Source organism: Mangrovimonas xylaniphaga (assembly GCF_001280435.1).
GTDB lineage: Bacteria > Bacteroidota > Bacteroidia > Flavobacteriales > Flavobacteriaceae > Mangrovimonas_A > Mangrovimonas_A xylaniphaga.
Map to the genome: position 1 here is coordinate 12,550 of NZ_LBIP01000013.1, position 23,862 is coordinate 36,411.

Annotated in this window: 23 protein-coding genes; 6 read left to right on the plus strand and 17 right to left on the minus strand. The window is 38.4% G+C overall.

Annotation, left to right across the window (positions count from 1 at the left end; translation table 11 throughout):
* Positions 1-133: 133 nt before the first annotated feature.
* The 6 genes from ZA06_RS00105 to tgt all read right to left on the minus strand — a co-directional run bounded on the left by ZA06_RS00105 (position 134) and on the right by tgt (position 7,278).
* A complete protein-coding gene (locus ZA06_RS00105) occupies positions 134-1,156 on the minus strand; it encodes an AI-2E family transporter (protein WP_082331880.1) in 1,023 nt (340 codons plus the stop codon).
* Between the two features lie 206 nt (positions 1,157-1,362).
* Positions 1,363-2,907 carry a replicative DNA helicase gene (gene dnaB / locus ZA06_RS00110; protein ID WP_053975394.1) on the minus strand — a complete coding sequence of 515 codons (1,545 nt, stop codon included), beginning with the start codon at positions 2,905-2,907 and terminating at the stop codon, positions 1,363-1,365.
* A 171-nt stretch (positions 2,908-3,078) separates the two neighbouring features.
* Complete coding sequence (locus ZA06_RS00115) at positions 3,079-4,032, minus strand: acetyl-CoA carboxylase carboxyltransferase subunit alpha (RefSeq protein ID WP_053975395.1); 954 nt, start codon at positions 4,030-4,032, stop codon at positions 3,079-3,081.
* Positions 4,033-4,189: 157 nt separating this feature from the next.
* The gene (locus tag ZA06_RS00120; protein WP_053975396.1) at positions 4,190-5,080 is read right to left on the minus strand and encodes a DMT family transporter; all 891 of its coding nucleotides are present in this window, start codon (positions 5,078-5,080) and stop codon (positions 4,190-4,192) included.
* Positions 5,067-6,143 carry an LptF/LptG family permease gene (locus ZA06_RS00125; RefSeq protein ID WP_053975397.1) on the minus strand — a complete coding sequence of 359 codons (1,077 nt, stop codon included), beginning with the start codon at positions 6,141-6,143 and terminating at the stop codon, positions 5,067-5,069. The genes ZA06_RS00120 and ZA06_RS00125 overlap by 14 nt, the downstream gene beginning before the upstream one ends.
* A gap of 4 nt (positions 6,144-6,147) precedes the next feature.
* Positions 6,148-7,278 carry a tRNA guanosine(34) transglycosylase Tgt gene (gene tgt, locus ZA06_RS00130; protein WP_053975398.1) on the minus strand — a complete coding sequence of 377 codons (1,131 nt, stop codon included), beginning with the start codon at positions 7,276-7,278 and terminating at the stop codon, positions 6,148-6,150.
* Positions 7,279-7,527: 249 nt separating this feature from the next.
* Between tgt and ZA06_RS00135 the strand changes: the two genes are divergently transcribed.
* The 3 genes from ZA06_RS00135 to ZA06_RS00145 are packed head-to-tail and all read left to right on the plus strand — an operon-like array spanning position 7,528 to position 10,037.
* Entirely contained in the window at positions 7,528-8,373 is an 846-nt protein-coding gene (locus ZA06_RS00135; protein WP_053975399.1) for a transketolase, read from the plus strand.
* A gap of 17 nt (positions 8,374-8,390) precedes the next feature.
* Complete coding sequence (locus ZA06_RS00140) at positions 8,391-9,344, plus strand: transketolase family protein (protein WP_053975400.1); 954 nt, start codon at positions 8,391-8,393, stop codon at positions 9,342-9,344.
* 54 nt (positions 9,345-9,398) lie between these two features.
* Positions 9,399-10,037, plus strand: coding sequence for an outer membrane beta-barrel protein (locus tag ZA06_RS00145; RefSeq protein ID WP_082331881.1), 639 nt, complete (start codon positions 9,399-9,401; stop codon positions 10,035-10,037).
* A gap of 70 nt (positions 10,038-10,107) precedes the next feature.
* Here ZA06_RS00145 and hisS read toward each other — a convergent pair whose 3' ends face one another.
* On the minus strand, positions 10,108-11,478 hold the full coding sequence (hisS, locus tag ZA06_RS00150) for a histidine--tRNA ligase (protein WP_053975401.1): 1,371 nt from the start codon (positions 11,476-11,478) through the stop codon (positions 10,108-10,110).
* A gap of 131 nt (positions 11,479-11,609) precedes the next feature.
* Here hisS and ZA06_RS00155 point away from each other — a divergent pair, with 131 nt between their 5' ends.
* Complete coding sequence (locus tag ZA06_RS00155; RefSeq protein WP_053975402.1) at positions 11,610-12,851, plus strand: ABC transporter permease; 1,242 nt, start codon at positions 11,610-11,612, stop codon at positions 12,849-12,851.
* A 4-nt stretch (positions 12,852-12,855) separates the two neighbouring features.
* Here ZA06_RS00155 and ZA06_RS00160 read toward each other — a convergent pair whose 3' ends face one another.
* From ZA06_RS00160 to rpsF, 4 genes are all read right to left on the minus strand, one after another.
* Positions 12,856-13,323 (minus strand): DUF6495 family protein, encoded by a 468-nt coding sequence (locus ZA06_RS00160; protein ID WP_053975403.1) that lies wholly within the window; start codon positions 13,321-13,323, stop codon positions 12,856-12,858.
* A gap of 71 nt (positions 13,324-13,394) precedes the next feature.
* Entirely contained in the window at positions 13,395-13,844 is a 450-nt protein-coding gene (gene rplI / locus ZA06_RS00165; RefSeq protein WP_053975404.1) for a 50S ribosomal protein L9, read from the minus strand.
* 13 nt (positions 13,845-13,857) lie between these two features.
* Positions 13,858-14,154: a 30S ribosomal protein S18 gene (gene rpsR, locus ZA06_RS00170; RefSeq protein ID WP_053975405.1), complete on the minus strand. Its 297-nt coding sequence runs from the start codon at positions 14,152-14,154 to the stop codon at positions 13,858-13,860.
* Between the two features lie 3 nt (positions 14,155-14,157).
* Entirely contained in the window at positions 14,158-14,496 is a 339-nt protein-coding gene (rpsF, locus tag ZA06_RS00175; protein ID WP_053975406.1) for a 30S ribosomal protein S6, read from the minus strand.
* Positions 14,497-14,694: 198 nt separating this feature from the next.
* Here rpsF and ZA06_RS00180 point away from each other — a divergent pair, with 198 nt between their 5' ends.
* On the plus strand, positions 14,695-15,390 hold the full coding sequence (locus ZA06_RS00180) for a LytR/AlgR family response regulator transcription factor (RefSeq protein WP_053976999.1): 696 nt from the start codon (positions 14,695-14,697) through the stop codon (positions 15,388-15,390).
* A 41-nt stretch (positions 15,391-15,431) separates the two neighbouring features.
* Here ZA06_RS00180 and priA read toward each other — a convergent pair whose 3' ends face one another.
* Genes priA through nadC form a run of 3 tightly spaced genes read right to left on the minus strand, consistent with a single transcriptional unit; the run spans position 15,432 to position 19,725 of the window.
* Positions 15,432-17,885 carry a replication restart helicase PriA gene (gene priA / locus ZA06_RS00185; RefSeq protein ID WP_053975407.1) on the minus strand — a complete coding sequence of 818 codons (2,454 nt, stop codon included), beginning with the start codon at positions 17,883-17,885 and terminating at the stop codon, positions 15,432-15,434.
* A 1-nt stretch (position 17,886) separates the two neighbouring features.
* Positions 17,887-18,828, minus strand: a complete 942-nt coding sequence (locus tag ZA06_RS00190; protein ID WP_053975408.1) for a YihY/virulence factor BrkB family protein — start codon at positions 18,826-18,828, stop codon at positions 17,887-17,889.
* A gap of 36 nt (positions 18,829-18,864) precedes the next feature.
* The gene (gene nadC / locus ZA06_RS00195) at positions 18,865-19,725 is read right to left on the minus strand and encodes a carboxylating nicotinate-nucleotide diphosphorylase (RefSeq protein ID WP_053975409.1); all 861 of its coding nucleotides are present in this window, start codon (positions 19,723-19,725) and stop codon (positions 18,865-18,867) included.
* Between the two features lie 96 nt (positions 19,726-19,821).
* On the opposite strand from nadC, the gene rlmH reads away from it, so the two are divergent.
* On the plus strand, positions 19,822-20,295 hold the full coding sequence (rlmH, locus tag ZA06_RS00200) for a 23S rRNA (pseudouridine(1915)-N(3))-methyltransferase RlmH (protein ID WP_053975410.1): 474 nt from the start codon (positions 19,822-19,824) through the stop codon (positions 20,293-20,295).
* A gap of 2 nt (positions 20,296-20,297) precedes the next feature.
* Here rlmH and ZA06_RS00205 read toward each other — a convergent pair whose 3' ends face one another.
* From ZA06_RS00205 to ZA06_RS00215, 3 genes are all read right to left on the minus strand, one after another.
* The gene (locus ZA06_RS00205; protein ID WP_053975411.1) at positions 20,298-21,323 is read right to left on the minus strand and encodes a DUF481 domain-containing protein; all 1,026 of its coding nucleotides are present in this window, start codon (positions 21,321-21,323) and stop codon (positions 20,298-20,300) included.
* A gap of 68 nt (positions 21,324-21,391) precedes the next feature.
* The gene (locus tag ZA06_RS00210) at positions 21,392-21,691 is read right to left on the minus strand and encodes an HPF/RaiA family ribosome-associated protein (protein WP_053975412.1); all 300 of its coding nucleotides are present in this window, start codon (positions 21,689-21,691) and stop codon (positions 21,392-21,394) included.
* A gap of 83 nt (positions 21,692-21,774) precedes the next feature.
* Positions 21,775-23,838, minus strand: coding sequence for a M3 family metallopeptidase (locus ZA06_RS00215; protein WP_082331882.1), 2,064 nt, complete (start codon positions 23,836-23,838; stop codon positions 21,775-21,777).
* Between the last annotated feature and the right edge of the window lie 24 nt (positions 23,839-23,862).

Sequence of the window (23,862 nt, forward strand, 5' to 3'; positions counted from 1 at the left end):
AACTAGCATTTGCACAAAAAACCAAAAATACCACTAAGGCGATTATCTTCTTCATAGTGGAAAGATACTTAAAAATTAGCCTTTCATAAAAAGCTTTAAGGAAATATTAAGCCAACATACTGTGTCCTGTCACCTAGGTTGTTCCCGAAAGTAGATTGGCAATACGCTTGGTATTTGGGAACTGTTCCAAGATAATTTTCATGAAAACAGTTATAGGAATGGCCATGATCAAGCCTGGAATTCCCCAGATATAGCCCCAAAGCATCAACATTACCAGTACCGTAATGATATTGATGGAAAAGGATTTGCCCATAAAAATAGGCTCCATAATGGCACCAAACAATACTTGAACCCCGGTAATGGACAATACAAAAAAGAATAAAGTGCTGCTTGGCTCCAATTCAACAAAGGCAAAAATGGCCAATGAAATCACGGCAATAAATGACCCAACCATTTGCACGAAGTTAATAGCAAAGGTAAATAAGCCCCAGAATATAGGGAAACTTACATCAAAAACCACACAGGCCAAGCCAGTTCCAATTCCTGTAAGCAAGCTTACCAAAAACTTCACCTTGATAAATTTTATCAAGTCCTTTTCAATTTTGATAAACGTCTTTACCGATGTGTGGCGCTGTTTTAGAATGGTGGTATTCAACAATTGGTGCATATTGATGGATTCTGCCAACCACAATACCACAAAAAAAGCGGTCATCAATATAGAAGTAGCTAATTTTCTAATAAAATCGAAGGTAGTTCCCAAATTCTCTTTTTGCAGAAATTGGGCTAGGACGTTTTCATTTTCTTTGAATTCTACACCAAAAGTTGTGGTGAGATAGCTTTTTAGGTTGAGAAGTTTTACTTCAGCCTTATCAAAAAACTCACTTTTGGTGGCCATAATTTGTTGGCTAGACAATTTTACCAACTCTACACCTACCCATAATCCTAAAACAATCAACAAAATCACAATGACAATACTTGCCATTTTAGGAATGTTTCGTTTTCCCAACCAACGCATTAATGGCAAAAACAAAAGGGCTATAAACATTGAAAACACCAATGGAATAAAGATAAACGACAAGGTTTTCAATAAATAAAACACTAATGGAATTACTATAATTAGTAATAACATGTTGGTGGTACGGGTTTGATTGATCATGTTGGCAATTTTTCTTTTTAATGAGCGCAAAGTTACATCAAATTGTTTGGATTGCCTTTAAAATAGTAGCTCCAACAAAGGTTAAAATTGTACTAACCACAGGACTTTGATGAAATTAATCTCCCTAAATTTTTCCCATAAAAAAACAGGAACCTTAGCTCCTGTTTCTTCACATCTTCAAAATGAGTAAAAACTCTATCAATTAATTAAAAAGGCACATCGTTGTCGTCCGGTAGTTCCGGCGCTCCAAAGGCATCATGTGCCGATGGTGTAAAGTTACTTGGGCTAAAATTATCATCTCCTCCATCATTCATTTTACTATGGAATTCCCCAAACGGCGTATCAAATTCATCCAGGTTGTCGAATTTACCTAAGTGTCCAAGGAACTTCAGACGGATATTTTCCAAACCACCATTCCTGTGTTTTGCTATGATAAACTCCCCTTGTCCTTCGGTTGGTGAACGCTCTTCATCATCCCACTCTTCAATTTTATAGTATTCCGGTCTATAGATAAACGCTACGATATCCGCATCCTGCTCGATCGCTCCAGATTCACGAAGATCCGATAGTAACGGACGCTTACTTCCTCCACGGGTCTCAACCGCACGCGACAGCTGCGACAGTGCGATTACAGGAACGTTCAATTCCTTTGCCAAGGCCTTAAGGTTACGCGAAATCATCGAGATTTCCTGCTCACGGTTTCCACCTCCCTTTTGGCTTCCCCCAGCGGTCATCAACTGAAGGTAATCGATCATGATCATTTTAATGCCGTATTGGGATGCCAAACGTCTGGCTTTTGCACGCAAATCGAAAATAGAAAGCGATGGTGTATCATCTATGTATAGTGGTGCCTGTTCCAAGGACTTCACTTTTACGTTCAATTGTTCCCATTCATGCTTCTCCAATTTACCAGTTCTCAATTTTTCCGAAGACAATCCCGTTTCACTCGAAATCAAACGCGTAATCAACTGTACGGAGGACATCTCCAGAGAGAAGAAGGCTACGGGCATATTTCCATCTACCGCTATATTTCTCGCCATTGTCAAGGTTAAGGCTGTTTTACCCATACCAGGACGTGCTGCCACAATAATCAAATCGGAAGGCTGCCATCCAGAGGTAAGCTTATCCAACTTTGTAAATCCTGTTGGAATACCACTCAACCCTTCCCTGTTGGAAATCTCTTCAATTTTTTTCTTCGCCTGGATTACCAAACTTTGGGCAGACTCAGTAGACTTTTTAACGTTCCCTTGAGTTACCTCATAAAGTTTTGCTTCTGCATGGTCCAAGAGGTCGAATACATCCTTTGTTTCATCGTAGGCTTCTTCAATAATTTCGTTTGAAATTTTAATCAAACTACGTTGAATGAATTTCTGAAGGATGATACGCGCATGGAATTCGATATGCGCCGAAGACGACACCCTTTGGGTCAAGGAAATTAAATAAAAGTCACCCCCTATCAACTCAAGCTTCCCGTCCTTCTTTAACTGGGTTGACACCGTTAAAAGGTCAATTGGCTCACTGTTTTCAAATAGTTTGAAAATAGATTCAAAAATATGCTTGTGAGCTTCCTTGTAAAAAGCATCGGGGCTAAGGATGTCGATAACTTCGTCGACACCTTTCTTATCTATCATCATGGCTCCGAGTACGACCTCTTCCAAATCTGTGGCTTGAGGTGGGATTTTTCCCTTTTCTAGGCTAATTAATGTACTCTTATCGACTCTGTATCCTTGTATTGGGCTTGGTTGTTTCATATATCACGAATGTAAATAAAATGATATGAAAGATTAAAAAAAATGGCGATATCAATCTTAACAATCCATTAACAATCTAACTGTTAATAAGTTAAAAAAATTGTTAATAGTGCCAAAAAAAACTGAAGTTATCCACTTCAGTTTTTAATTAAAGCTTTAAAAATGAGTTATTTATCCTTTAAACACACCCATATTGATGTATTTGTCCATACGCTCATTTACCAAATCTTTTGGTGATAAGTTTTTGAGCTCGTCGTAATTTTTCTCAATGGCATTTTTAACCGCCAAAAAGGCTCCTTCACGATCGGTATGGGCACCTCCAAGAGGTTCTTTTATAATATCGTCTACCAATTTTTGTTTCTTCATATCTGGAGCGGTAAGCTTTAATGCTTCAGCTGCCTGCTCCTTGTATTCCCAGCTTCTCCATAAGATTGAAGAACAAGATTCTGGAGAGATTACCGAATACCATGTGTTTTCCAACATCAATACACGGTCTCCTACACCAATACCCAACGCTCCCCCTGAAGCACCTTCACCAATAATTACCGTGATGATTGGCACTTGAAGTCTGGTCATTTCAAAAATATTTCTTGCAATGGCTTCACCTTGTCCACGCTCTTCTGCTTCCAATCCTGGATAAGCACCTGGCGTATCTACAAAGGTTACTACAGGAATACCAAATTTCTCAGCAGACTTCATTAAACGCAAAGCCTTACGGTATCCTTCTGGATTGGACATTCCAAAATTACGGTACTGTCTTGTTTTAGTATTGTACCCTTTTTGCTGTCCTACGAACATATAAGTTTGATCACCAATTTTACCCAATCCACCAATCATGGCCTTATCGTCCTTTACATTTCTATCGCCGTGAAGCTCTAAAAACGTGTCCCCGCAAAGGGCTTTGATATAATCTAGGGTATAAGGTCTGTCTGGGTGACGGGACAACTGTACACGTTGCCAAGGCGTCAAGTGTTTATAGATATCTTTTTTAGTCTCTTCTAATTTCTTTTCAATCTTCTTACAGGTCTCACTAACATCCACTTCGCTCTCCTCGCCTATAAGTTGACATTTTTGCAGTTGGTCTTGAAGTTCTTTAATTGGAAGTTCAAATTCTAAATATTCCATTGAAACTTAAGTTTAATTTTAGTTAGCGTACAAACCTACATAATTTTTCGTTTTTAACTCATGAAAAAATGCGAAATGTAGCTTCGTGTCTTATGACGGCGCAAAATTAAATATATTGAAGAAGAATAGAAAAACTTTAACGGGTTTTACCAATTAATTAGCGTTTTATTTTGTTTGCTTTGCGCTGTTTTAAAATGGCTTCCAAGATTAAGGTTCCCAACACTAAAAATACGCCGTAATAAAAATTGGCTCCCATGATTTCTGTTTCAGGAAATAAAAGAATCGCCAAAACAATACCGTAAACAGGCTCTAGATTATAGGACAGAATTACGGTATAAGGACTAATATACTTCATCACTTTTACCGCTTCAATAAAGGCATAAGCAGAACAAATCGATCCAAGAATAAATAGGTAAAGAAAGTCCATCCATGAAATTTGAAAGAATTGGGCATTAAAGCCTCCCTTAAACAACATGAAGACACTTAAAAACAACACACCACTTATAAATTCATAAAATGAAATGATGGTCGCATCGTATTGCTTTATATAAACCCCGTTCAACACTGAAAAAAGTGATGATAATAAAGCCGAAATAACTCCCAATATCATTCCATTAATATAATGAAGTTCACCTCTCGAGATTAAAAACACGCCTAAAACAACTATCAATCCAAAGATAATTTCATACCAAACAATGCGTCTTTTATAAATAATTGGCTCAATAAATGAGGCAAAAAAAGCGCCGGTAGAAAACATGGCCAAGGTAATGGACACATTGGATTGGTTGATGGCTTCAAAAAAGGTGATCCAATGCAGGGCGATAATAATTCCGGCCAGTACAAATTGGAGTAGGACTTTTGGCCTAAGTCGCATCCCCAGCTTTTTGTACTTCATATATCCAAATATCAAAATACTGGCAATGACCATACGGTACCATACCAAGTCCATGGCTCCTACCGAAATTAACTCTCCAAGAATAGCGGTAAATCCTGCAATAAAAACCAAAAAGTGTAACTGCAGATAGTGTTTTAGCTTAGCGTTTGGCATTGTACAGAAGGTATAGCGCTAACATACCAAAGATTACATTTGGAAACCATACGGCCACCAATGGCGGAAAGTCCGATTGCTCTGCCATGACCCCAAATACCTTATCGAAAAACACATAAACCATGGCAATGGAAATTCCAAAGGCCAAATTGACTCCCATTCCTCCCCTACGCTTGATAGAAGACACCGATACTGCAATAATGGTAAGAATGAATACAGAAACCGGCAAACTCCACTTTTTGTACTGCACCACTTCGTAACGTCCAATATTGGAAGACCCTCTTTTTTTCTCCTTTTCGATAAATCGGGTCAACTCTCCATATAATAAGGTCTCGGCCATATAATTGGCCGGGGTAAGATCATCCAAATCGAACTTAAAAAGGGTATCATATCTTCTGATGCTTTCCAAGACTTCGTCATTTTCATCATAAATCCGTTTCACAAAATTGGTCAGCTTATAAGTAGTGTCTTGCTCTACATAAGTGATGTTGTCAGCAAATATTTTATACTCCAACTTATTGCCATCGTAATGTTCCAAAGTGAATTTGTTCCCTCGTTTCATTTTAGGGTCAAAACGGCTTACATAAATAATATCATGGTCATTGATCTGACGATAGATATCCTGCGTTTCGATAACATTACTGTTCTTCTTTAAGTATTTATAGCGAAACTCATTGTATCCCTTACTGGCCAAAGGCGCTAAGTAAAGCCCTAGCAACAATGCAAAAGCAGCAACAATACTTGCTCCAATCATATAAGGTCTGAGGAATCTAGAAAAAGACACTCCGGAACTCAAAAAAGCTACAATTTCTGTATTGTTTGCCAATTTGGAGGTAAACCAAATCACCGACAAGAACAAAAACAAGGGAAAAAGCAGGTTGGCGAAATAAACAGTAAAATCCAGATAGTACTGTGCCACGGCTGGAAACGGTACTTCGTTTTCTAAAATCTTTCCGATTTTCTCTGCTAAGTTTACTGTAATTCCAATAGGGATAAACAGTAATAACATCATTAAAAATGTAAACAAATACCGTTTAAGTATGTACCAATCCAGTATTTTCATAGGCTTATAAACGCTTGTCCATTTGTTTAACCATCATATCTTTCCAGGTTCTAAAATCTCCCGCTAATATATGTTTTCTTGCTTCTCTAACCAACCATAAATAGAACCCTAGATTATGGATTGTGGCAATTTGTTTTCCTAAGAGCTCATTTACAGAGAACAAGTGACGTAAATAAGCCTTACTATATTCGGTATCTACAAAAGTGATGCCCATAACATCAATTGGCGAAAAGTCATCTTCCCACTTTTTGTTTTTAATGTTGATGGTTCCATGGGCGGTAAACAACATTCCGTTACGGGCATTTCTTGTAGGCATTACACAGTCAAACATGTCAATACCTAACGCAATATTTTCCAAAATATTGATAGGGGTCCCAACTCCCATTAAATAACGAGGTTTATCCTCAGGTAAAATGGCTGTTACCACATCGGTCATGGCATACATTTCCTCTGCCGGCTCACCTACAGACAATCCTCCAATGGCATTTCCAACAGCGCCTGCATTGGCAATATATTCAGCAGATTGCTTTCTTAGATCTTTATAGGTACTCCCCTGAACAATTGGGAAAAACGCCTGACTGTAATCGTATTTAAACGGTACTTTATCCAAATGATTGATACATCTGTCCAACCAACGGTGGGTCATGTGCATGGAACGCTTGGCGTAGTTATAATCGCATGGGTACGGCGTACATTCATCAAAAGCCATGATAATGTCCGCACCAATACTCCTTTGGATTTCCATTACATTTTCCGGAGTAAACGTATGGTAACTACCATCGATATGCGACTTGAACTTCACCCCTTCTTCCTTGATTTTTCTATTCCCAGAAAGCGAATACACTTGATACCCCCCAGAATCGGTCAAAATATTTCTGTCCCAATTCATGAACTTGTGCAATCCTCCTGCCTTTTCCAAAATGGAAGTTTGTGGTCGCAAATACAAGTGATAAGTATTTCCTAGAATGATATCTGGGTTGATTTCATCTTTCAATTCGCGCTGGTGCACTCCTTTTACCGAGGCCACTGTTCCAACGGGCATAAAAATGGGAGTTTCAATAGTACCGTGATCGGTAGTAATTACCCCTGCTCTAGCACTACTTTGTGGGTCTTTCGCTTTTAAGTCAAATTTCATCTTTCTGCGTATAATTTTAACCAGCCCAAAACCGTATCCAAATCCCAAATAGAATCCGTAACTATCAAGTTTTCAGGACTAAAAAAATGTATCAATCCGCAAAGATAATTAACTAAACACGATCTCTCCTGATATTTAAAAATAAACTTTAAAAACTATGTTGAAAATGAGGCTAAAATACCTCTGAAATCGTTTTGTTTACGCCCTATAAAGCCTTATTTTAGCGCCTTTAAAAAATACGTTTTAAAGATGCCAAACACACAGCAATTAGAAGACTTAGTAATTCAAGTGCGTAGAGATATTCTACGTATGGTACACAAGGTAAACTCAGGTCACCCTGGGGGGTCTTTGGGATGTACCGAATTTATGGTAGCATTATACAATGAGATCATGGATAGAAAGGAAGGTTTTGATATGGACGGAATAGGTGAAGACCTTTTCTTCTTGTCAAACGGACACATTTCACCAGTATTTTACAGTGTACTTGCCAGAGCAGGATACTTCCCTGTAGAGGAGTTAAGCACATTCCGATTAATTGATTCCCGCTTACAGGGACACCCAACTACACACGAAGGGTTACCAGGTGTAAGAATTGCTTCTGGATCGTTGGGTCAAGGTATGTCTGTAGCACTTGGTGCTGCACAGGCCAAAAAAATGAATAACGACGCTCACTTAGTGTACAGTTTGCACGGAGACGGAGAGCTTCAAGAAGGTCAAAACTGGGAAGCTATCATGTATGCCTCTGCTAAAAAAGTAGACAACATTATCGCTACAGTAGACTTGAACGGTCAACAAATTGACGGTGCAACAGACGAGGTATTGCCAATGGGTAACATCCGTGAAAAGTTTGAAGCATTTGGTTGGACTGTTGTTGAAATTGAAGAAGGAAATAACGTAGAAGCCATCATCAAAGGAATGGCTGAAGCCAAATCAAAAACAGGTCAAGGAAAACCAGTTTGTGTTTTATTAAAAACCATTATGGGTAACGGTGTTGACTTTATGATGTACACTCACGAATGGCATGGTAAAGCTCCTAATGACGCACAATTGGAGAGTGGATTAAGCCAAAACCCTGAAACCTTAGGAGATTACTAATAACAACGCAACACAAAATGAAAACATATACATATACAGAAAAGAAAGATACTAGAAGTGGATTTGGGGATGGTTTAACCGAACTTGGACGTACCAATCCTGATGTTGTAGCGCTTTGTGCCGATTTGACTCCATCTTTGAAAATGGGTGATTTCATCAAGGAAAATCCAGAGCGTTTTTTCCAAATTGGAATTGCTGAAGCCAACATGATGGGTATTGCTGCTGGTTTGACAATTGGAGGAAAAATTCCTTTCACAGGAACTTTCGCCAATTTTTCAACAGGTCGTGTTTATGACCAAATCCGTCAATCTATTGCCTATTCAGGTAAAAACGTAAAAATCTGTGCTTCTCACGCCGGTTTAACTTTAGGTGAAGATGGTGCAACCCACCAAATCCTTGAAGATATCGGGTTAATGAAAATGCTTCCTGGAATGACGGTAATCAATCCTTGTGATTACAACCAAACCAAAGCTGCTACAATCGCAATCGCAGAACATGAAGGTCCAGTTTACTTACGTTTCGGACGTCCATCTGTGCCAATCTTTACGCCTGCCGATCAAAAATTTGAAATCGGAAAAGCGATTCAGTTAACTGAAGGAACGGATGTTACCATCGTAGCAACTGGTCACTTGGTATGGGAAGCTTTGGAAGCGTCTAAAGCATTGTACGAGCAAGGTATCTCTGCAGAGATTATCAACATCCACACCATCAAACCATTGGATGAGAAAGCTATTTTGGATTCTGTTGCTAAAACAGGTTGTATTGTAACTGCGGAAGAGCACAATTACCTTGGTGGTCTGGGAGAAAGTGTTGCTAGAGTTTTGGCAACAAACAATCCAACGCCTCAAGAATTTGTAGCTACTCAAGATACTTTTGGTGAATCTGGAACTCCAGCTCAATTGATGGACAAGTACGGATTGAACGCTGAAGCTATCGTGAAGGCCGCCCAAACTGTAATGAAAAGAAAATAATAACTGTTTCCTGACGTTTTAGACGGTATAACCCAAATCTAAAACAGAGTATTTATGAAAACGTTACAGGATCTTTTCAAACCAAGAAATAAGAATTACGGCAAAGCCTTTGGCCTACTGTGTGTCATCATACTTACAACGGCCCTTAACCATAAAGCCCAAGCACAGGATTTAATTGGTTATGGACTAAAAGGAGGATTGAATTACAGTACCAATGGTGAATATTTTGAAGCTGCTTCGGTGAGTTACAAATCTCCCGATAGAAATATCGGGTTCCATTTTGGGCTCTTCGGAAAAATAGGTGGTCGTTTGTATTTTAGACCGGAATTGGTGTATACCAATACCAAAAGTGAATACGACAACGACGACCTGAAGGTTCAAAAACTGGATGCCCCAATGCTTTTAGGGTTTAGAGTTGTTGGTCCATTGCATGTTTTTGCAGGACCGTCTTTTCAATATATTTTAAAGACTGAATTTGGTGATAACACAATTGACCAAATTGAAAACGACTTTACCACCGGGCTTAATTTTGGTGTGGGTGTCACTATTGATAAGTTGAGTATTGATTTAAGGTACGAAAGAGGTTTCAATTCCAACGAAGCCAAATTTCTGAACAATGACCTTAGCATTTTACAAGACCGAATCGATACACGTCCTGACCAATTCATCTTAAGTTTGGCATTGTTTCTATAATACGCCGTAACCAACATTATAAAAAAAGCCCCGAGATTACTCGGGGCTTTTTTAATTTATAAAGGTTTTGTTATTTAAGTCTTCCCACCAATTCTTCTAAGAATATGGTTTGCTGTTCTCCAGTGGCCATGTTTTTTAAGGTAAAGGTATTAGAATTTAATTCAGACTCCCCTACCATCACCACAAACGGCACTTCGCGTTTATTGGCAAAGTTCATTTGCTTTTTCATCTTAGCGGCATCTGGATACATTTCTGCAGCCACTCCTTGCTTACGAAGTTCCTTAATAGCCTTTAAACAACCTAAGGCTTCGGCTTCTCCAAAATTGATAAACAAAACTTTTATATTTTCCGTAATGGTTGGAGGGAATAAATCCAGCTCTTCCAAAACCAAATAGATTCTGTCCAATCCAAAACTAATTCCAACACCACTCACGTCCTTCAACCCAAAAATTCCGGTTAAGTCGTCATAACGACCTCCACCACCAATGGATCCCATTGCTACGCCTTTTGGTGCAGACACTTCAAAAATAGCACCTGTATAATAGTTCAAACCTCTAGCCAAGGTTACGTCCAATTGTAATTTGGCGGTTTGCAATCCTAATTCGGTAATGGCATTGTCAATGAACTGTAATTCCTCGATTCCTTTTTTACCATCTTCCGAAGTATTTAAGATTTCACCTAGCGCAGCCACCTGCTCTTCAAAAGTTCCAGAAAGTGAAAACAACGGTTGCAATTTGTCAATCCCCTCTTGCGGAATCCCTTTGCCCAACATTTCTTCTTTAACTTTCTCCTCACCTATTTTATCAAGCTTGTCCAAGGCCACTGTGAAATCGATCAATTTATCATGTGCCCCGATCACTTCGGCAATACCCGATAATATTTTACGGTTGTTGATTTTAATGGTCACACCTTTCAACTTCAAAGTAGTGAATACGGCATCGTACAACTGTACAAACTCCACTTCCTGCCATAGGGATTTAGACCCCACCACATCGGCATCACATTGGTAAAATTCTCTAAAACGCCCCTTCTGCGGTCTATCTGCTCTCCAAACCGGTTGGATCTGGTAACGCTTAAACGGAAATTCAATTTCGTTTTGGTGCTGTACCACGAATCTAGCAAATGGCACCGTTAAGTCATAACGCAGGGCCTTTTCGGAAATTTTGGAGGTCATTTTTTGGGCATCTTTTTCAGCATATAATGCATCGTCTACCTTTCCTAAAAAATCCCCGGAATTCAAAATCTTGAAAATAAGGCGGTCACCTTCATCACCATATTTCCCCATTAAGGTTTCCGAATTCTCAAAACTTGGCGTTTCTATAGGTTGAAACCCGAAGGCTTCAAAGTTCGCTTTAATAGTATTGAAAATATAATTTCGCTTTGCCACCTCCATGGGGCCAAAATCTCTCGTACCTTTTGGTATTCCTGGTTTTTTTGCCATATCTAACGTTATTGAACCACAAAAATATTATAATTTTTACTGGCAGTCATAAGTTATTTCGATTTTATAGTAACTTTATTGGGTATTTAAAGTCTTATAGAAAAAGACACCAATTATAGAATTCCTTTTGAATGTTTTCACTGGCCAAAGAAAATTTTAAAATCGCCCTAGACTCCGTAAAAAGTCAAGTATTACGAACTGTTTTAACTGTTTTGATCATTGCCATTGGCATCACGGCCTTGGTGGGTATTTTGAGCGCTGTTTCCAATTTGGAACACACCATTTCAAGCGACTTTTCCTCTATGGGAGCCAATACTTTCAACATCCAACGCTATAAGTTTACTGTGGAGCGCCACGGGAGAAGGGAACGTCCCAAAAACAACCCAATCATTACCTACCGAAATGCAAAGGATTTTGAAGACCAATACAATTATCCCTATACCCAAACTTCTATTTCGTTTTACGGAACTTCTTCCGCAGAAGTAAAATATGAAAACAAAAAAACCGATCCCGAAGTTGCCGTAATTGGGGCCAATGAGCAGTTTATCCAAAATTCGGGGCTTGAAATTGAAGACGGTAGAGACTTCAATTTTTTTGACATTGAAAACAATAATAGTGTCTGCGTAATAGGAAGCGACCTTAAAAAAGCACTGTTGGACAACATTAATCCCATCAATCAAGTTTTAAGTGTTCGCGGCGCAAAGTTTAAGGTAATTGGAGTCCTAAAATCTAAAGGATCCACTTTTGGAAACAACCAAGATCTTAGAATGATCATTCCGCTGCAAAAAGCCAGAAGCATGTTTACCAATGCTGACATCAATTACAGCATTAGCGTAAAAACCGATAAAAATGACATGCTTGAAGGCGCACAGGACCATGCCGTAAGTACCTTTAGAAACATTAGAAAACTTAACCCTGTTGAAGAAGACAACTTTGCTATTGAACGTAGCGACGATCTTTTGAACCGAATTGGTTCCATGACCACGTACCTCTACATCGCGGCTTGGGTAATTAGCATCATTACCATCATTGGCTCATCCATAGCTTTAATGAACATCTTGTTTGTTTCGGTTACGGAACGCACCCGTGAAATAGGGGTTAGAAAAGCTTTGGGTGCCAAACGAAAAACCATTGCTTTTCAGTTTTTTATGGAAGCCATTCTTATTGGGCAAATGGGAGGAATTGTAGGCATTATACTAGGTAGTATTATCGGGTTTGCCTTTGCAAAGATAGCCGACTTCGATTTTGTCATTCCATGGCTGGCCATGTTCTCGGCTTTTACCATTGCCTTTGTTGTGGCTATTGTGGCAGGATTGCTTCCCGCCATCAAAGCCGCCAAATTAGATCCCATTGAATCCTTAAGATACGAGTAGCCTATTAATTGATAAGCTTATCAAAATAGGTATAAAGTTCACCTTTGGTGATTACCCCACCTTGCTGGATGAGCTTAAACTTATCTAAAGCCTTATCTTCGGTATACTCTTTTTTTGCATTTAAGAACTCTACGTCCTCATCCATCAGGTTTTCACGCAACCAATTAAAACCATCCCTTGAAGTTAAATCAATGGCATTTTTAAGATGAATGGCAATAAGCTGCATGTGCTCTTCGGTGAAATAGAACAAGTGTATTTGTTGGGGTGAAATATGTTCTAAATAATCTACCTTTCCCAAAACACCTTCCCAAACCAAATCACTGAACACATCAAGCTCCTGTTCCGCTACTTCGGGTTTGTTGGCTTTGATATCTGCCCATTCATCTGCCGTAATGGATTGCGTTGCCAAAAAATTGATAAACTCTTTGTGCAATTCTTCAAATTGCTCTTTGGTAAGCCTTGAATATTTCATGTGTAAATTTTATATAATTAAAAAGCCTCAATCCAAAGGGTTGAGGCTTTTTTGTAATATGATGTTGCGAATTATGCTTCAGCAATAACTTCAAATGGTAAAGCAACAGTCACTTCACGGTGCAATCTTACAACTGCCTCGTATTTTCCTAATCTCTTAACAGAACCACCAATTACATTGATGAATTTCTTCTCGATAGTGTGACCTTCTTTTTGTAAAGCATCAGCCAAATCAATGCTGGTTACAGAACCAAACAATTTATCTCCAGCACCAGCCTTAGAAGCGATCTTGATTTCCAAAGCTTTCAAAGCCTCAGCAATTTTAGTAGCCTCGTCAACAATTTTCTTTTCTTTAAAAGCTCTTTGCTTTAAAGTCTCTGCCAATACTTTTTTAGCAGAAGCTGTAGCCATTACAGCAAATCCTTGAGGAATCAAAAAGTTTCTACCATAACCGTTCTTAACTGTTACAATATCGTCTTTAAATCCTAAATTTTCAACGTCTTGTCTTAATATAAGTTCCATAGTTATTGGTATTTTATTTTAATAAATCTGCTACATATGGCATCAACGCAAGGTGACGCGCTCTCTTTACAGCTACAGATACTTTTCTTTGGTATTTCAAAGAAGTTCCTGTTAAACGTCTTGGTAACAATTTACCTTGCTCGTTTACAAACTTCAATAAGAAATCTGGATCTTTGTAATCTACATACTTAATTCCAGACTTTTTAAAACGACAATATTTCTTCGTTTTGCTAGTATCGATGTTTAATGGAGTAAGATATCTGATCTCTCCATCTTTCTTTCCTTTTGCTTGTTGTTCGATTGAAGACATAATTTACGCTTTTTGTTTGTTTCTAGTTCTTCTCTTTTCAGCCCAAGCAATTGCATGCTTGTCTAATTTCACGGTCAAGTAACGCATAAAACGCTCGTCACGTCTGAACTCCAATTCTAGCGGAGAAATAACCTCACCATCTACAGTGTACTCAAATAAGTGATAGAAACCACTTTTTTTGTTTTGGATTGGATACGCCAATTTTTTAAGCCCCCAATCTTCTTTGGCTATCATCTTTGCCCCTCTAGAAACAAGAAAATCTTCGTATTTCTCTACTGTTTCCTTTACCTGAGTCTCAGATAAAACGGGATTTAAGATGAAAACAGTTTCATAATGATTCATATAAAAATGTATTTATAATTAAAAATGGGTGCAAAAATAACCATTATTTCCAACACTAACAACATTTTTTCAATTAAAAAACTGGACTTTGCGCCTCAATAAATTTTTGTTAAAAATAACGTTTTACCGATGTTTTTTGGTTTTTATCCGAATTTTTTGTACTATTGTCGATATCTTAACCTAAAACACAACAATGTTATGACTTTAAACTGTGTAGTAGTTGATGATTCCGCGATACAACGCTTATCCATCGTAAAGTTAATAGAGAACCACCCTTCTCTTAATTTAATTGCTGAATACAGCAGTGCTTTGGAAACCAAAAATGGTTTAAACACGCACAAAGTCGATTTAATCTTTTTAGACATCGAAATGCCCGTTTTGAATGGGTTTGAATTATTGGACGTATTAAATAATAAGCCCCAAATTATTTTTGTGACCGGTAAAACAGAGTATGCCTTCAAAGCATTTAATTACGACGCTACCGACTACCTTCAAAAACCAATCACAAGAGAACGCTTTAATATTTCAGTAGACAAGGCCATTGAACAGCACAAGCTAAAAATGGACTTTAACGAAACTGACGGCGAGCACATCTTTGTAAAGAGCAACCTTAAAAAACGTAAAGTATATATTAAGGACATAAAATGGATTGAAGCTCTTGGTGACTATGTAAAATTGGTAACCGAGGAAAACAGCCTTGTAGTACTTTCTACAATGAAAGCTTTTGAAAAAGAACTTCCAGAAGGCAAGTTTTTAAGAATCCACAAATCATATATCGTTAACCTGGATAAGGTAGACAGATTTAACAGTAAAAATGTAGAAGTTGGTGCTTACGAGATTCCGTTAAGTAGAAACAAGAAGACCCAACTAGTAGACGCTTTAAATAATATTTAATAGGACACTCCCCTAAAGTTTAGGTAAGGATAAAGTCATTATTAATAATTGTCAACATTAAGAACTACTCTTACAGCCCTAAAATCTTTAACACTATTGAAGCTATTGTTTATTCTAACGATAGCTTCTTTTGTTTTTGCCAATGACTGCTTCTGCGGAATTTTCACCAAAATGTTTTTATGGTAGTTATTTCTAATTCTAGCCACAGGAGGAAACTCCGGCCCCAACACATATTCTCCAAAAAACTGCCTTAAGGACTTCGCATACCAATCGGCAGCCAAGTTTACCCGATTATAATCCTTATGCTTTAGGGTAATTTTAATCAATCTATAAATAGGCGGATATTTAAAGTTGTAGCGCTCGTCCAATTGTTCCTTGTACATATCCAGATAACTATTGGTAGAAACCTGCTGTAGAATACGATGGTGTGGATCGTAAGTTTGAATCAATACTTTCCCTCTAATATCGGTACGTCCTGCCCTACCTGACACTTGCACCATAAGCTGATAACTACGTTCATGAGCCCTAAAGTCAGGGAAGTTCAATAGGTTATCGGCATTCATTACCCCTACCAACTTCACATTTCTAAAATCAAGCCCTTTGGTGAGCATTTGCGTTCCCACCAAAATATCGATCTCCTGCTGCTCAAACGCTGTAATGATTTTTTCGTAACCAAACTTTCCTCTTGTGGTATCCAAATCCATCCGTCCCACCTTGTGATTTGGAAATAAAGCCTTCACCTCCTCCTCCACTTGTTCTGTACCAAAACCTTTACTATCCAGTTCCGAGCTTCCACAAGCTTGACAACTTTGTTGCATGGCCATGTGATAGCTGCAATAGTGGCAACGTAACTCTCTTTTATATTGATGATAGGTTAAACTCACATCGCAATTGGGACATTGCGGAGAATGCCCACAGGTATTACATTCCACTATAGGAGAAAACCCTCGACGATTTTGAAACAAGATCACCTGATGCCCTTCGGACAAGGTTTCTGTAATTTCTTCAATCAAACGATCACTGAAGTGACCGTTCATCCGTTTTCTTTTGTGCTTGTCTTTGATATCGACCAACTCAATATCTGGCATCAACACATTATTAAAACGATGCGTCAATTCAACAAAACCGTATTTACCCTGTTGTGCATTGAAATAGCTTTCCAAACTTGGGGTTGCCGAACCTAACAATGTTTTCGCCTTAAACAGACTAGCCAACACCACAGCGGTATCCCTTGCATGGTAACGCGGCGAAGGATCAAATTGCTTAAAGGACGATTCATGTTCTTCGTCCACAATGATCAATCCTAAATTTTGAAAGGGCAACATCACCGAGGAACGCGCTCCCAATATAATTTGGGCTTTTGGAGCATTGTTCAACACATTGTTCCAAACCTCAACCCGTTCATGAGAAGAATATTTGGAATGAAACACCGACACCTTCTCTCCAAAATAATCCTGAAGCCTGTTGACTAGTTGCGTAGTTAAAGCAATTTCAGGTAAGAGATACAGCACCTGTTTCCCTTGGTCTACCATTTCCTCAATGAGCTTCACATAAATCTCTGTTTTCCCCGAAGAAGTTACCCCATGAAGTAAGGTGATATTTTGTGTTTCAAAAGCATCCTTTATTTCCTGTAAAGCTGTTTCCTGATAAGAATTAAGATTTTTGGAGGCCATGTTATCGTCACCGTCATACTGCACTCGATCTGTTTGGATATGGTATTCCTCAAATATTCCTTTGTCTATCAATGCCTTTACAATTGCAGACGAAGCGCCACTCTCTTCAGACAAGTCAGATACTTTTACAGGCTTTTGGGTTTTGGCAGAAAGCATAAACAAACTCATCACCACCTCCCTTTGTTTAGGTGCTCTAGACAATTGTTCCAAAAGCTCCTTAAGTTTATCTTCGGAAGTATATAGAGCTCCTAGTTTTACATAGCGCACCAGTTTAGGCTTATATTTTTCGTAAACTTCCTCTTCAACAGAAATGATATTCTTTTCCAGCAAGCGTTTAAGGATGGGCAATACATTTTTCCGATCCAGAATACTTTCCAAATCCTGTATTTTCAAGGACGATTGATATTGAAGCGCCTCATACACCAGGAATTCATCATCCCGTAAATCTCCTTCATCTTCAATAACGGCCTCCCCTTTTGTAATTACCGTTTCACTCTCCAAAATAAATGCACCGGGAAGTGCCGAACGCATCACTTCGCCTAAAGTGGACAAGTAGTATTTAGCAATCCATTTCCAGTGTAAAATTTGGGTTTCCGTCACTATTGGAACCTCATCCAAAATCTGATGAATGTCCTTTGCTTCATAGGCCAAAGGCTTTTCGGTATGCACACTCAACACAATGGCCGTATAAATTTTACTCTTTCCAAAAGGCACGGATACACGCATTCCTGGTTTTAAAAATTCAGCTTCGGCCTCCGTGATATGGTAGGTGAACTGCTTTTCCAAAGGAATCGGTAATATAACATCTATAAAATTCAGCATACTAAACTCCTTTCTTTAAACGGTTGATGGTAGCATTGAGCTCATAGCCCAACAAAAGAATATTAGAATTCAACCACAGATAAAAAAGAAGAATCAACAAAGCCCCAATGGAACCATAGAGCTCATTATACTGTGAAAAGTTTTCTATATAAATACCAAAAAAATAGGAGTTTAAAATGATGAGTAAGGTTGTAAACAAAGCCCCAACCGAAAAAAACTTTGAAGATTTCCCTTCTTTGGTTCCAAAATAGTACAATACGGCAGTTGCAATATAAACCATCAACACAAAAAAGACATATTTGGCAACGATAAGCCAAGTTACATTGCTTTCTTTTGGAGCTAGCCCTTGTTGATGCAAACTATCCAAAAGCGGCTGGATGATGTAAATCTCGAAATATCCAAAAATGGCCACGGTAATAATGAGCAAAAGCGCCAAAATCAAAGCCACTCCTACTGCCAACAAATATTGCCTAAACACACTTCTGGTAAGCTGCTCATGATAGGAACTTTCAAACCCCGAAAACACGGCACTCACCCCATTGGCCATAAGCATAATGGAAAGCAAAAACACGGAAGACAGCAAACCTCCTCGTTCATTATTCTCAATATTTCCGAAGATATTCGCAAAGAAAAAATCGGAGGTTTTTGGAGGTAGAAAAGATTCCAAAAACATCAAAAATTCATCTCTAAACCCATCGATTGGAATATGGGGAATCAAGATTAAAATGAACAGAAGAAAAGGAAAAATAGCCGTAAAAAAGCTAAAGGCAATGGCGCTGGCTCTAGAGGTTACAGCTCCCTTTACGATTCCGGTGATGTAAAGTTTTAGCAAATCGTATAACGTCAATCCCTCTAAGGCTGGAAGCTGGATTTTTTTCAACAACCGCATAAAGGTGCTTATAACGGGAATTGACTCTAGCTTTTCTTCTAAGGATTTGGTCATAGATTATGTTATTTGCTTAACTTTTTAAAACAATGATTATTCTACAGCTTTTAAACTTAAATCCATATTGTTGACAGAATGCGTCAAGGCTCCTGAGGAAATATAATCCACGCCGCATAGGGCATACTCTCGAATACTGGCTTCGGTGATACCTCCAGAGGACTCTGTCAAACATTTATCTCCAATCATTGCAACGGCCTTTTTGGTATCCTCGTAATTAAAATTATCGATCAAGATTCTATACACACCTTCATTTTCGAGAATTTCTTTTATTTCATTAAAGTCCCTAGCCTCCACAATTATTTTCAGGTCCTTATTAGTATCTTGCAAATACTGCTTCGTCTTGGTAATGGCCTTAGTTACGCCTCCAGCAAAATCAATATGATTGTCCTTAAGCATGATCATATCATAAAGGGCAAAACGGTGATTTTCTCCACCACCAATTTTTACCGCCCATTTTTCCAAAGCGCGAATTCCAGGCGTAGTTTTTCTGGTATCCAACAACTTGGTTTTGGTACCCTCCAATAAATCTACATATTTTTTAGTCTTAGTGGCAATGGCGCTCATGCGCTGCATGGCATTCAACACCAAACGCTCAGCCTTAAGTATGGATTGGGAAGGCCCTTCCACATAAAACACCACATCTCCTTTTTGAACCGTGCGACCATCTTTAATAAAGGTTTTCATCGAAAGATTTTTATCGACAGTTTTAAAGACCATTCTGGCGAAATCTACCCCTGCAATAATTCCATTATCCTTTACCAAAAGTTTCGCCTTCCCCATTGCAGTAGCAGGAATACAGGCCAATGAGCTATGATCTCCATCACCCACATCCTCTCGGATGGCATTGGCAATGATTAATTCTAATTCGTTATTAAATTGAGCTTCGGAAATCATGATAACTATATTTTATGCTAAAATAAGAATAGATTTCCGATAATGGAATTCCATATCCAGATTTCAATTCACAATCTTTAGTTGTAATTTTGCCGCATGACCATAAAACTTTTAGCCATAGGGAAAACCGATTCTAAGGACTTACAATCCCTAATCAACGATTACGAAAAGCGCCTTGGATTTTACATTAAGTTCGACTTGGACATTATCCCTGACCTTAAAAAGGTAAAGCACCTCAGCGAAGCACAACAAAAGCAAAAAGAAGGCGAACTGATTTTAAACAAACTCCAACCCACAGATGTTCTGATTTTATTGGATGAAAATGGTAAGCAAATGGACTCCGTCAACTTTTCGGAATACCTACAAAAACATATGAATTCTGGCATTAAGCAATTGGTGTTTGTCATTGGCGGGCCTTATGGTTTTTCACCTGAAGTATATCAAAAAGCTCAAGGGAAAGTTTCCTTGTCCAAAATGACCTTTTCACACCAAATGGTACGTTTATTTATGATTGAACAACTCTATAGAGCCTTCACCATCTTGAAAAATGAACCCTACCATCACCGTTAAGCTTAATCGGTGTCCCAACCAAAAGTGGCCTGAAACACATAGTCATTGGTAGAAGCTCCTTCAACAGGTTTATTATCATAGTTATAGGTAAGCCCTAGTTTGATAAACAAATTGAAAGGCAGATCGTATTTGGCAGTCACATTAAGGTCGGTACGAAAACGTCCGCTCTCTGTTAAACTGGGATAACCAGTTACGTGAGAATACAAATCGAAATCATCAAAATCGAACAAATTGGCCTCTACCGACACAAAGGCTTCCAAACTGTTTCGGTTATTGATATCGGCATCTGTATAGCGTTCGTTGTTCCATGCCAACCCCCCACCCGAAGCCAAATACATTTTGTTGGAATGAATGATATACTTCCCAATACCGCCTTGAATAGCGGTACGAAGTTTTAATTTCTGTTCGTCATTGGAAAGGAAATTTGCCGAAGCCAAGGCAAACCAGTCTTTTTTAAGAAAATAACGGGACCCTAAAGTCGCATCGGTACGAATGGTAGACTCCACATTATCCTGACTGCTACTCACCCGATTGTATCCCCCGTTAAAAAACCATTTGCTTCCCGTATAGGAAATCTTGCTGTTAATGGTCAACTGGGCCAAGTTATTCAACTTGGTGAAATTGAAACCCACCGAGACCTCAGCATCTACCCTAGAAATAAAATCGGATTCCACTTCCTTGAAATAGACAATCTCATCCACCTTTACGGTGAGGGTTTCATCCTCATTCACCAAAAGCACCTCATTGGGCTGTTCTTCCGACATTTTAATGGAGCCATTAAAACGTCTTCCGTTGGATAGATTGATTAAAAAAAGCTGCATGCTTTTTACTTTTTTCACATGCAGCCATTTTATTCTAAAATCGTCTTTACTATAATCGGTCTCTATGGTCAACACCCCATTGTTCATTTCTTTCATCGTCCCAACAATGGTATTGTTGTTCTTTAAAACAATGGTGTCATTTTGCGCATTGCCTTGCAATACTGTGACCAAAACCACCACTAAAGCGTAGAGTAAGTTTTGTTTCATATTTGGAGAGGGATTTTAACAAATTAAAACGATGTTCTAATATAGAAAAAATCACTTACTCCACGAAATCAATACGTTGCAAACAATTGTTTTCTCTTTTTCAACTGTTTTTCCAAATCGCCAATGGTTTCTTTAACCGCCATTTCAAAATTACGTTCTGTGGAAGAAGCAAAAATTCTTGGACCAGGCAAACTCAATTCCATATTACAAATTTTCCAATTTTTTTGATAATTGTTATCTTCTTTAAAAGAAACACTGCAATTGATTACCCAATCATATTTTTTTGCTAATCCTTCAAGTTTTTGAATTGTGTAAGTAGATAAAGAATTACTGTTATCTAGATTTACGTATTGAATTTTGATTTTCATGATTGTGGCTTTTAAGGGTTAAACATACTGCAATTTACAGCCCTTAACCCAAACAAAATATGACCACCATCATAGTTACCAAATTACTCCAACCCTAAACTTTTTATATAAGCTTCGTTGTTGGAAGGTCTTCCCAAAAACTCTTCCACAGCACTTACCACATCGCGTTGACTACCATTGGACAATATCAACTTTCTGTAGCGCACGCCGGTTTCTTGATCTGTCAAACCATTTTTCTCGAAAAGTGTAAACATATCTTGAGCGTATACTTCAGACCATAAATATCCGTAATAGTAAGTTGGGTGGGTATTCACGTGAATCCAACTTCCTTGCGGATGTGTTCCTTCAACATACCAATCCATAACACCCATTTGTTTGTCGATATTCTTCCAAATCTCATCCGTATTTACAGGGTTGGCAGGATCGTATTTGTCATAAAGGTTCATATCGTAGATACACTTTCTCAACATAGACTGGGCATTTAAACCAGACGACACATTTTGGGAGGCTTTCATGTTATCAAACAACTCCTTAGGGAATACTTCTCCTGTTTTGTAATGTTTCGCAAAAGAACTCAACATCTCATAATTTCCAATCCAGTTTTCAAAGATTTGCGACATTGCTTCCACAAAATCGGAATTGGCCTGAGCCTGAACATTAAATTCTCCATCGTAAGACATGCTGTTTACAATATGACCAAACTCATGGAAAAGCGTGCTCAATTCTTTATAGGTCAATAATGAAGGCATATCTTCAGTTGGCTTGGTAAAGTTCCCCAATAGCATAGCCACAGGTACCTCATATCCTTCCGCTGTTTGTCTACCATAAGTTAATGGCACCCCATAAAACCAAGTTTCTTTAAAAGGTCTTGGATATAAATCCAAATAGAAACGTCCTTTCAACTTGTTGTTCTCGAACACTTCGTAAGCTTCCACTTCTTCAGACCAAACTGATGCATTTTCAGCCTTGCGGAACTCAAGTCCTAACAACTGCTGATAAATAGTAAACAAACCTTCCAAACAAGCATCCATTGGAAGATATTCCCTAATTTTCTCGTGGTCCACATTGTAATCATTCTTTAAGATTTGATCTTTATAATATCCCAAATCCCAAGCGTTAACTGTTTGCCCTTTCTTGGCTGCCACAGCTTCCAACACTTTTAAATCTTCAACAGCCTTACCTTTAGATTCTGCTACCAAACCATCAATAAAGTTCCATACGGTTTCTGGAGTCTTGGCCATTTTCAATTTCAAATTATACTCTGCATAAGATTTGGCTCCAAACAACTGCGCCAATTGGTAACGCTTGCTCACCAAAGAATCTAAAATCTCTAAATTCTTATCGGCTCCACGGTTGTCATACTTAATAGTGTAGGCTTTTCTAACCTCAGAGCTATTTGGGTTGTTCAACATGGTCACTCTAGTAGCATTGATTACAGGAATACCATATGAACCATCTTCTTGTTTGTACTGGGCTTTGAAAGATTCTGGCAAACCATCGGTTTCGGCTTCTGTTAAGGTCAACACTTCATTGGCTGTATTCATATTTGTTGAATACTGTGAAGACAAATCGCTAATTTCCGCTGTAAGCGTTTTAAACTTCTCAAGGTTTTCAGGGCTTAAATTAACTCCAGACTGCTTGAATCCTGCAATCACGTCATCTACCATTTTCTTTTTGTGTCCTTGAAGGGTATTGTACGCTTCTGAAGCTGCAAAGGTCTCAAACTTTTCAAACAATAATTTATCAGACCCAATCACAGTTCCCAAAGAATCCACTTTTTGATTCCCTTTCAAACCTTCAGCACGTACAATAGAATCTGTAGACACCCAATACAACATGAAAGCATTGTTACTAGCCTTGCTCAATTGGTTGTTAATTCTGTCGTATGCCACAAAGGTGTTTTCAAACGTAGGTGTTTCCTGCCCTTTGATAGCTTCTACCTCCGTCACCACGTTATCGATGGTAGTGGCTACATATTCTTCTATGGCAGCACCATCCACAGATGCGTAATCTATTGGAACATTTAGTTTAACATTGAAAGGATTATTTTCTGAGAGTGTTTTTAGTTGCACCTGTTCAGATTCAGTTTTGTCGGCACATCCCATTAGCAATAAGAGTGTAAAAAGTGAATAAAAAGTAGTTTTCATTAAAGTATTTTTAAAAATCCGAAC

Excerpts from the sequence above, each read along its gene's own strand:
- ZA06_RS00105 (WP_082331880.1), bottom strand. The coding sequence starts at position 1,156 with ATGATCAATCAAACCCGTACCACCAACATGTTATTACTAATTATAGTA.
- dnaB (WP_053975394.1), bottom strand. The coding sequence starts at position 2,907 with ATGAAACAACCAAGCCCAATACAAGGATACAGAGTCGATAAGAGTACA.
- ZA06_RS00115 (WP_053975395.1), bottom strand. The coding sequence starts at position 4,032 with ATGGAATATTTAGAATTTGAACTTCCAATTAAAGAACTTCAAGACCAA.
- ZA06_RS00120 (WP_053975396.1), bottom strand. The coding sequence starts at position 5,080 with ATGCCAAACGCTAAGCTAAAACACTATCTGCAGTTACACTTTTTGGTT.
- ZA06_RS00125 (WP_053975397.1), bottom strand. The coding sequence starts at position 6,143 with ATGAAAATACTGGATTGGTACATACTTAAACGGTATTTGTTTACATTT.
- tgt (WP_053975398.1), bottom strand. The coding sequence starts at position 7,278 with ATGAAATTTGACTTAAAAGCGAAAGACCCACAAAGTAGTGCTAGAGCA.
- ZA06_RS00135 (WP_053975399.1), top strand. The coding sequence starts at position 7,528 with ATGCCAAACACACAGCAATTAGAAGACTTAGTAATTCAAGTGCGTAGA.
- ZA06_RS00140 (WP_053975400.1), top strand. The coding sequence starts at position 8,391 with ATGAAAACATATACATATACAGAAAAGAAAGATACTAGAAGTGGATTT.
- ZA06_RS00145 (WP_082331881.1), top strand. The coding sequence starts at position 9,399 with ATGAAAACGTTACAGGATCTTTTCAAACCAAGAAATAAGAATTACGGC.
- hisS (WP_053975401.1), bottom strand. The coding sequence starts at position 11,478 with ATGGCAAAAAAACCAGGAATACCAAAAGGTACGAGAGATTTTGGCCCC.
- ZA06_RS00155 (WP_053975402.1), top strand. The coding sequence starts at position 11,610 with ATGTTTTCACTGGCCAAAGAAAATTTTAAAATCGCCCTAGACTCCGTA.
- ZA06_RS00160 (WP_053975403.1), bottom strand. The coding sequence starts at position 13,323 with ATGAAATATTCAAGGCTTACCAAAGAGCAATTTGAAGAATTGCACAAA.
- rplI (WP_053975404.1), bottom strand. The coding sequence starts at position 13,844 with ATGGAACTTATATTAAGACAAGACGTTGAAAATTTAGGATTTAAAGAC.
- rpsR (WP_053975405.1), bottom strand. The coding sequence starts at position 14,154 with ATGTCTTCAATCGAACAACAAGCAAAAGGAAAGAAAGATGGAGAGATC.
- rpsF (WP_053975406.1), bottom strand. The coding sequence starts at position 14,496 with ATGAATCATTATGAAACTGTTTTCATCTTAAATCCCGTTTTATCTGAG.
- ZA06_RS00180 (WP_053976999.1), top strand. The coding sequence starts at position 14,695 with ATGACTTTAAACTGTGTAGTAGTTGATGATTCCGCGATACAACGCTTA.
- priA (WP_053975407.1), bottom strand. The coding sequence starts at position 17,885 with ATGCTGAATTTTATAGATGTTATATTACCGATTCCTTTGGAAAAGCAG.
- ZA06_RS00190 (WP_053975408.1), bottom strand. The coding sequence starts at position 18,828 with ATGACCAAATCCTTAGAAGAAAAGCTAGAGTCAATTCCCGTTATAAGC.
- nadC (WP_053975409.1), bottom strand. The coding sequence starts at position 19,725 with ATGATTTCCGAAGCTCAATTTAATAACGAATTAGAATTAATCATTGCC.
- rlmH (WP_053975410.1), top strand. The coding sequence starts at position 19,822 with ATGACCATAAAACTTTTAGCCATAGGGAAAACCGATTCTAAGGACTTA.
- ZA06_RS00205 (WP_053975411.1), bottom strand. The coding sequence starts at position 21,323 with ATGAAACAAAACTTACTCTACGCTTTAGTGGTGGTTTTGGTCACAGTA.
- ZA06_RS00210 (WP_053975412.1), bottom strand. The coding sequence starts at position 21,691 with ATGAAAATCAAAATTCAATACGTAAATCTAGATAACAGTAATTCTTTA.
- ZA06_RS00215 (WP_082331882.1), bottom strand. The coding sequence starts at position 23,838 with ATGAAAACTACTTTTTATTCACTTTTTACACTCTTATTGCTAATGGGA.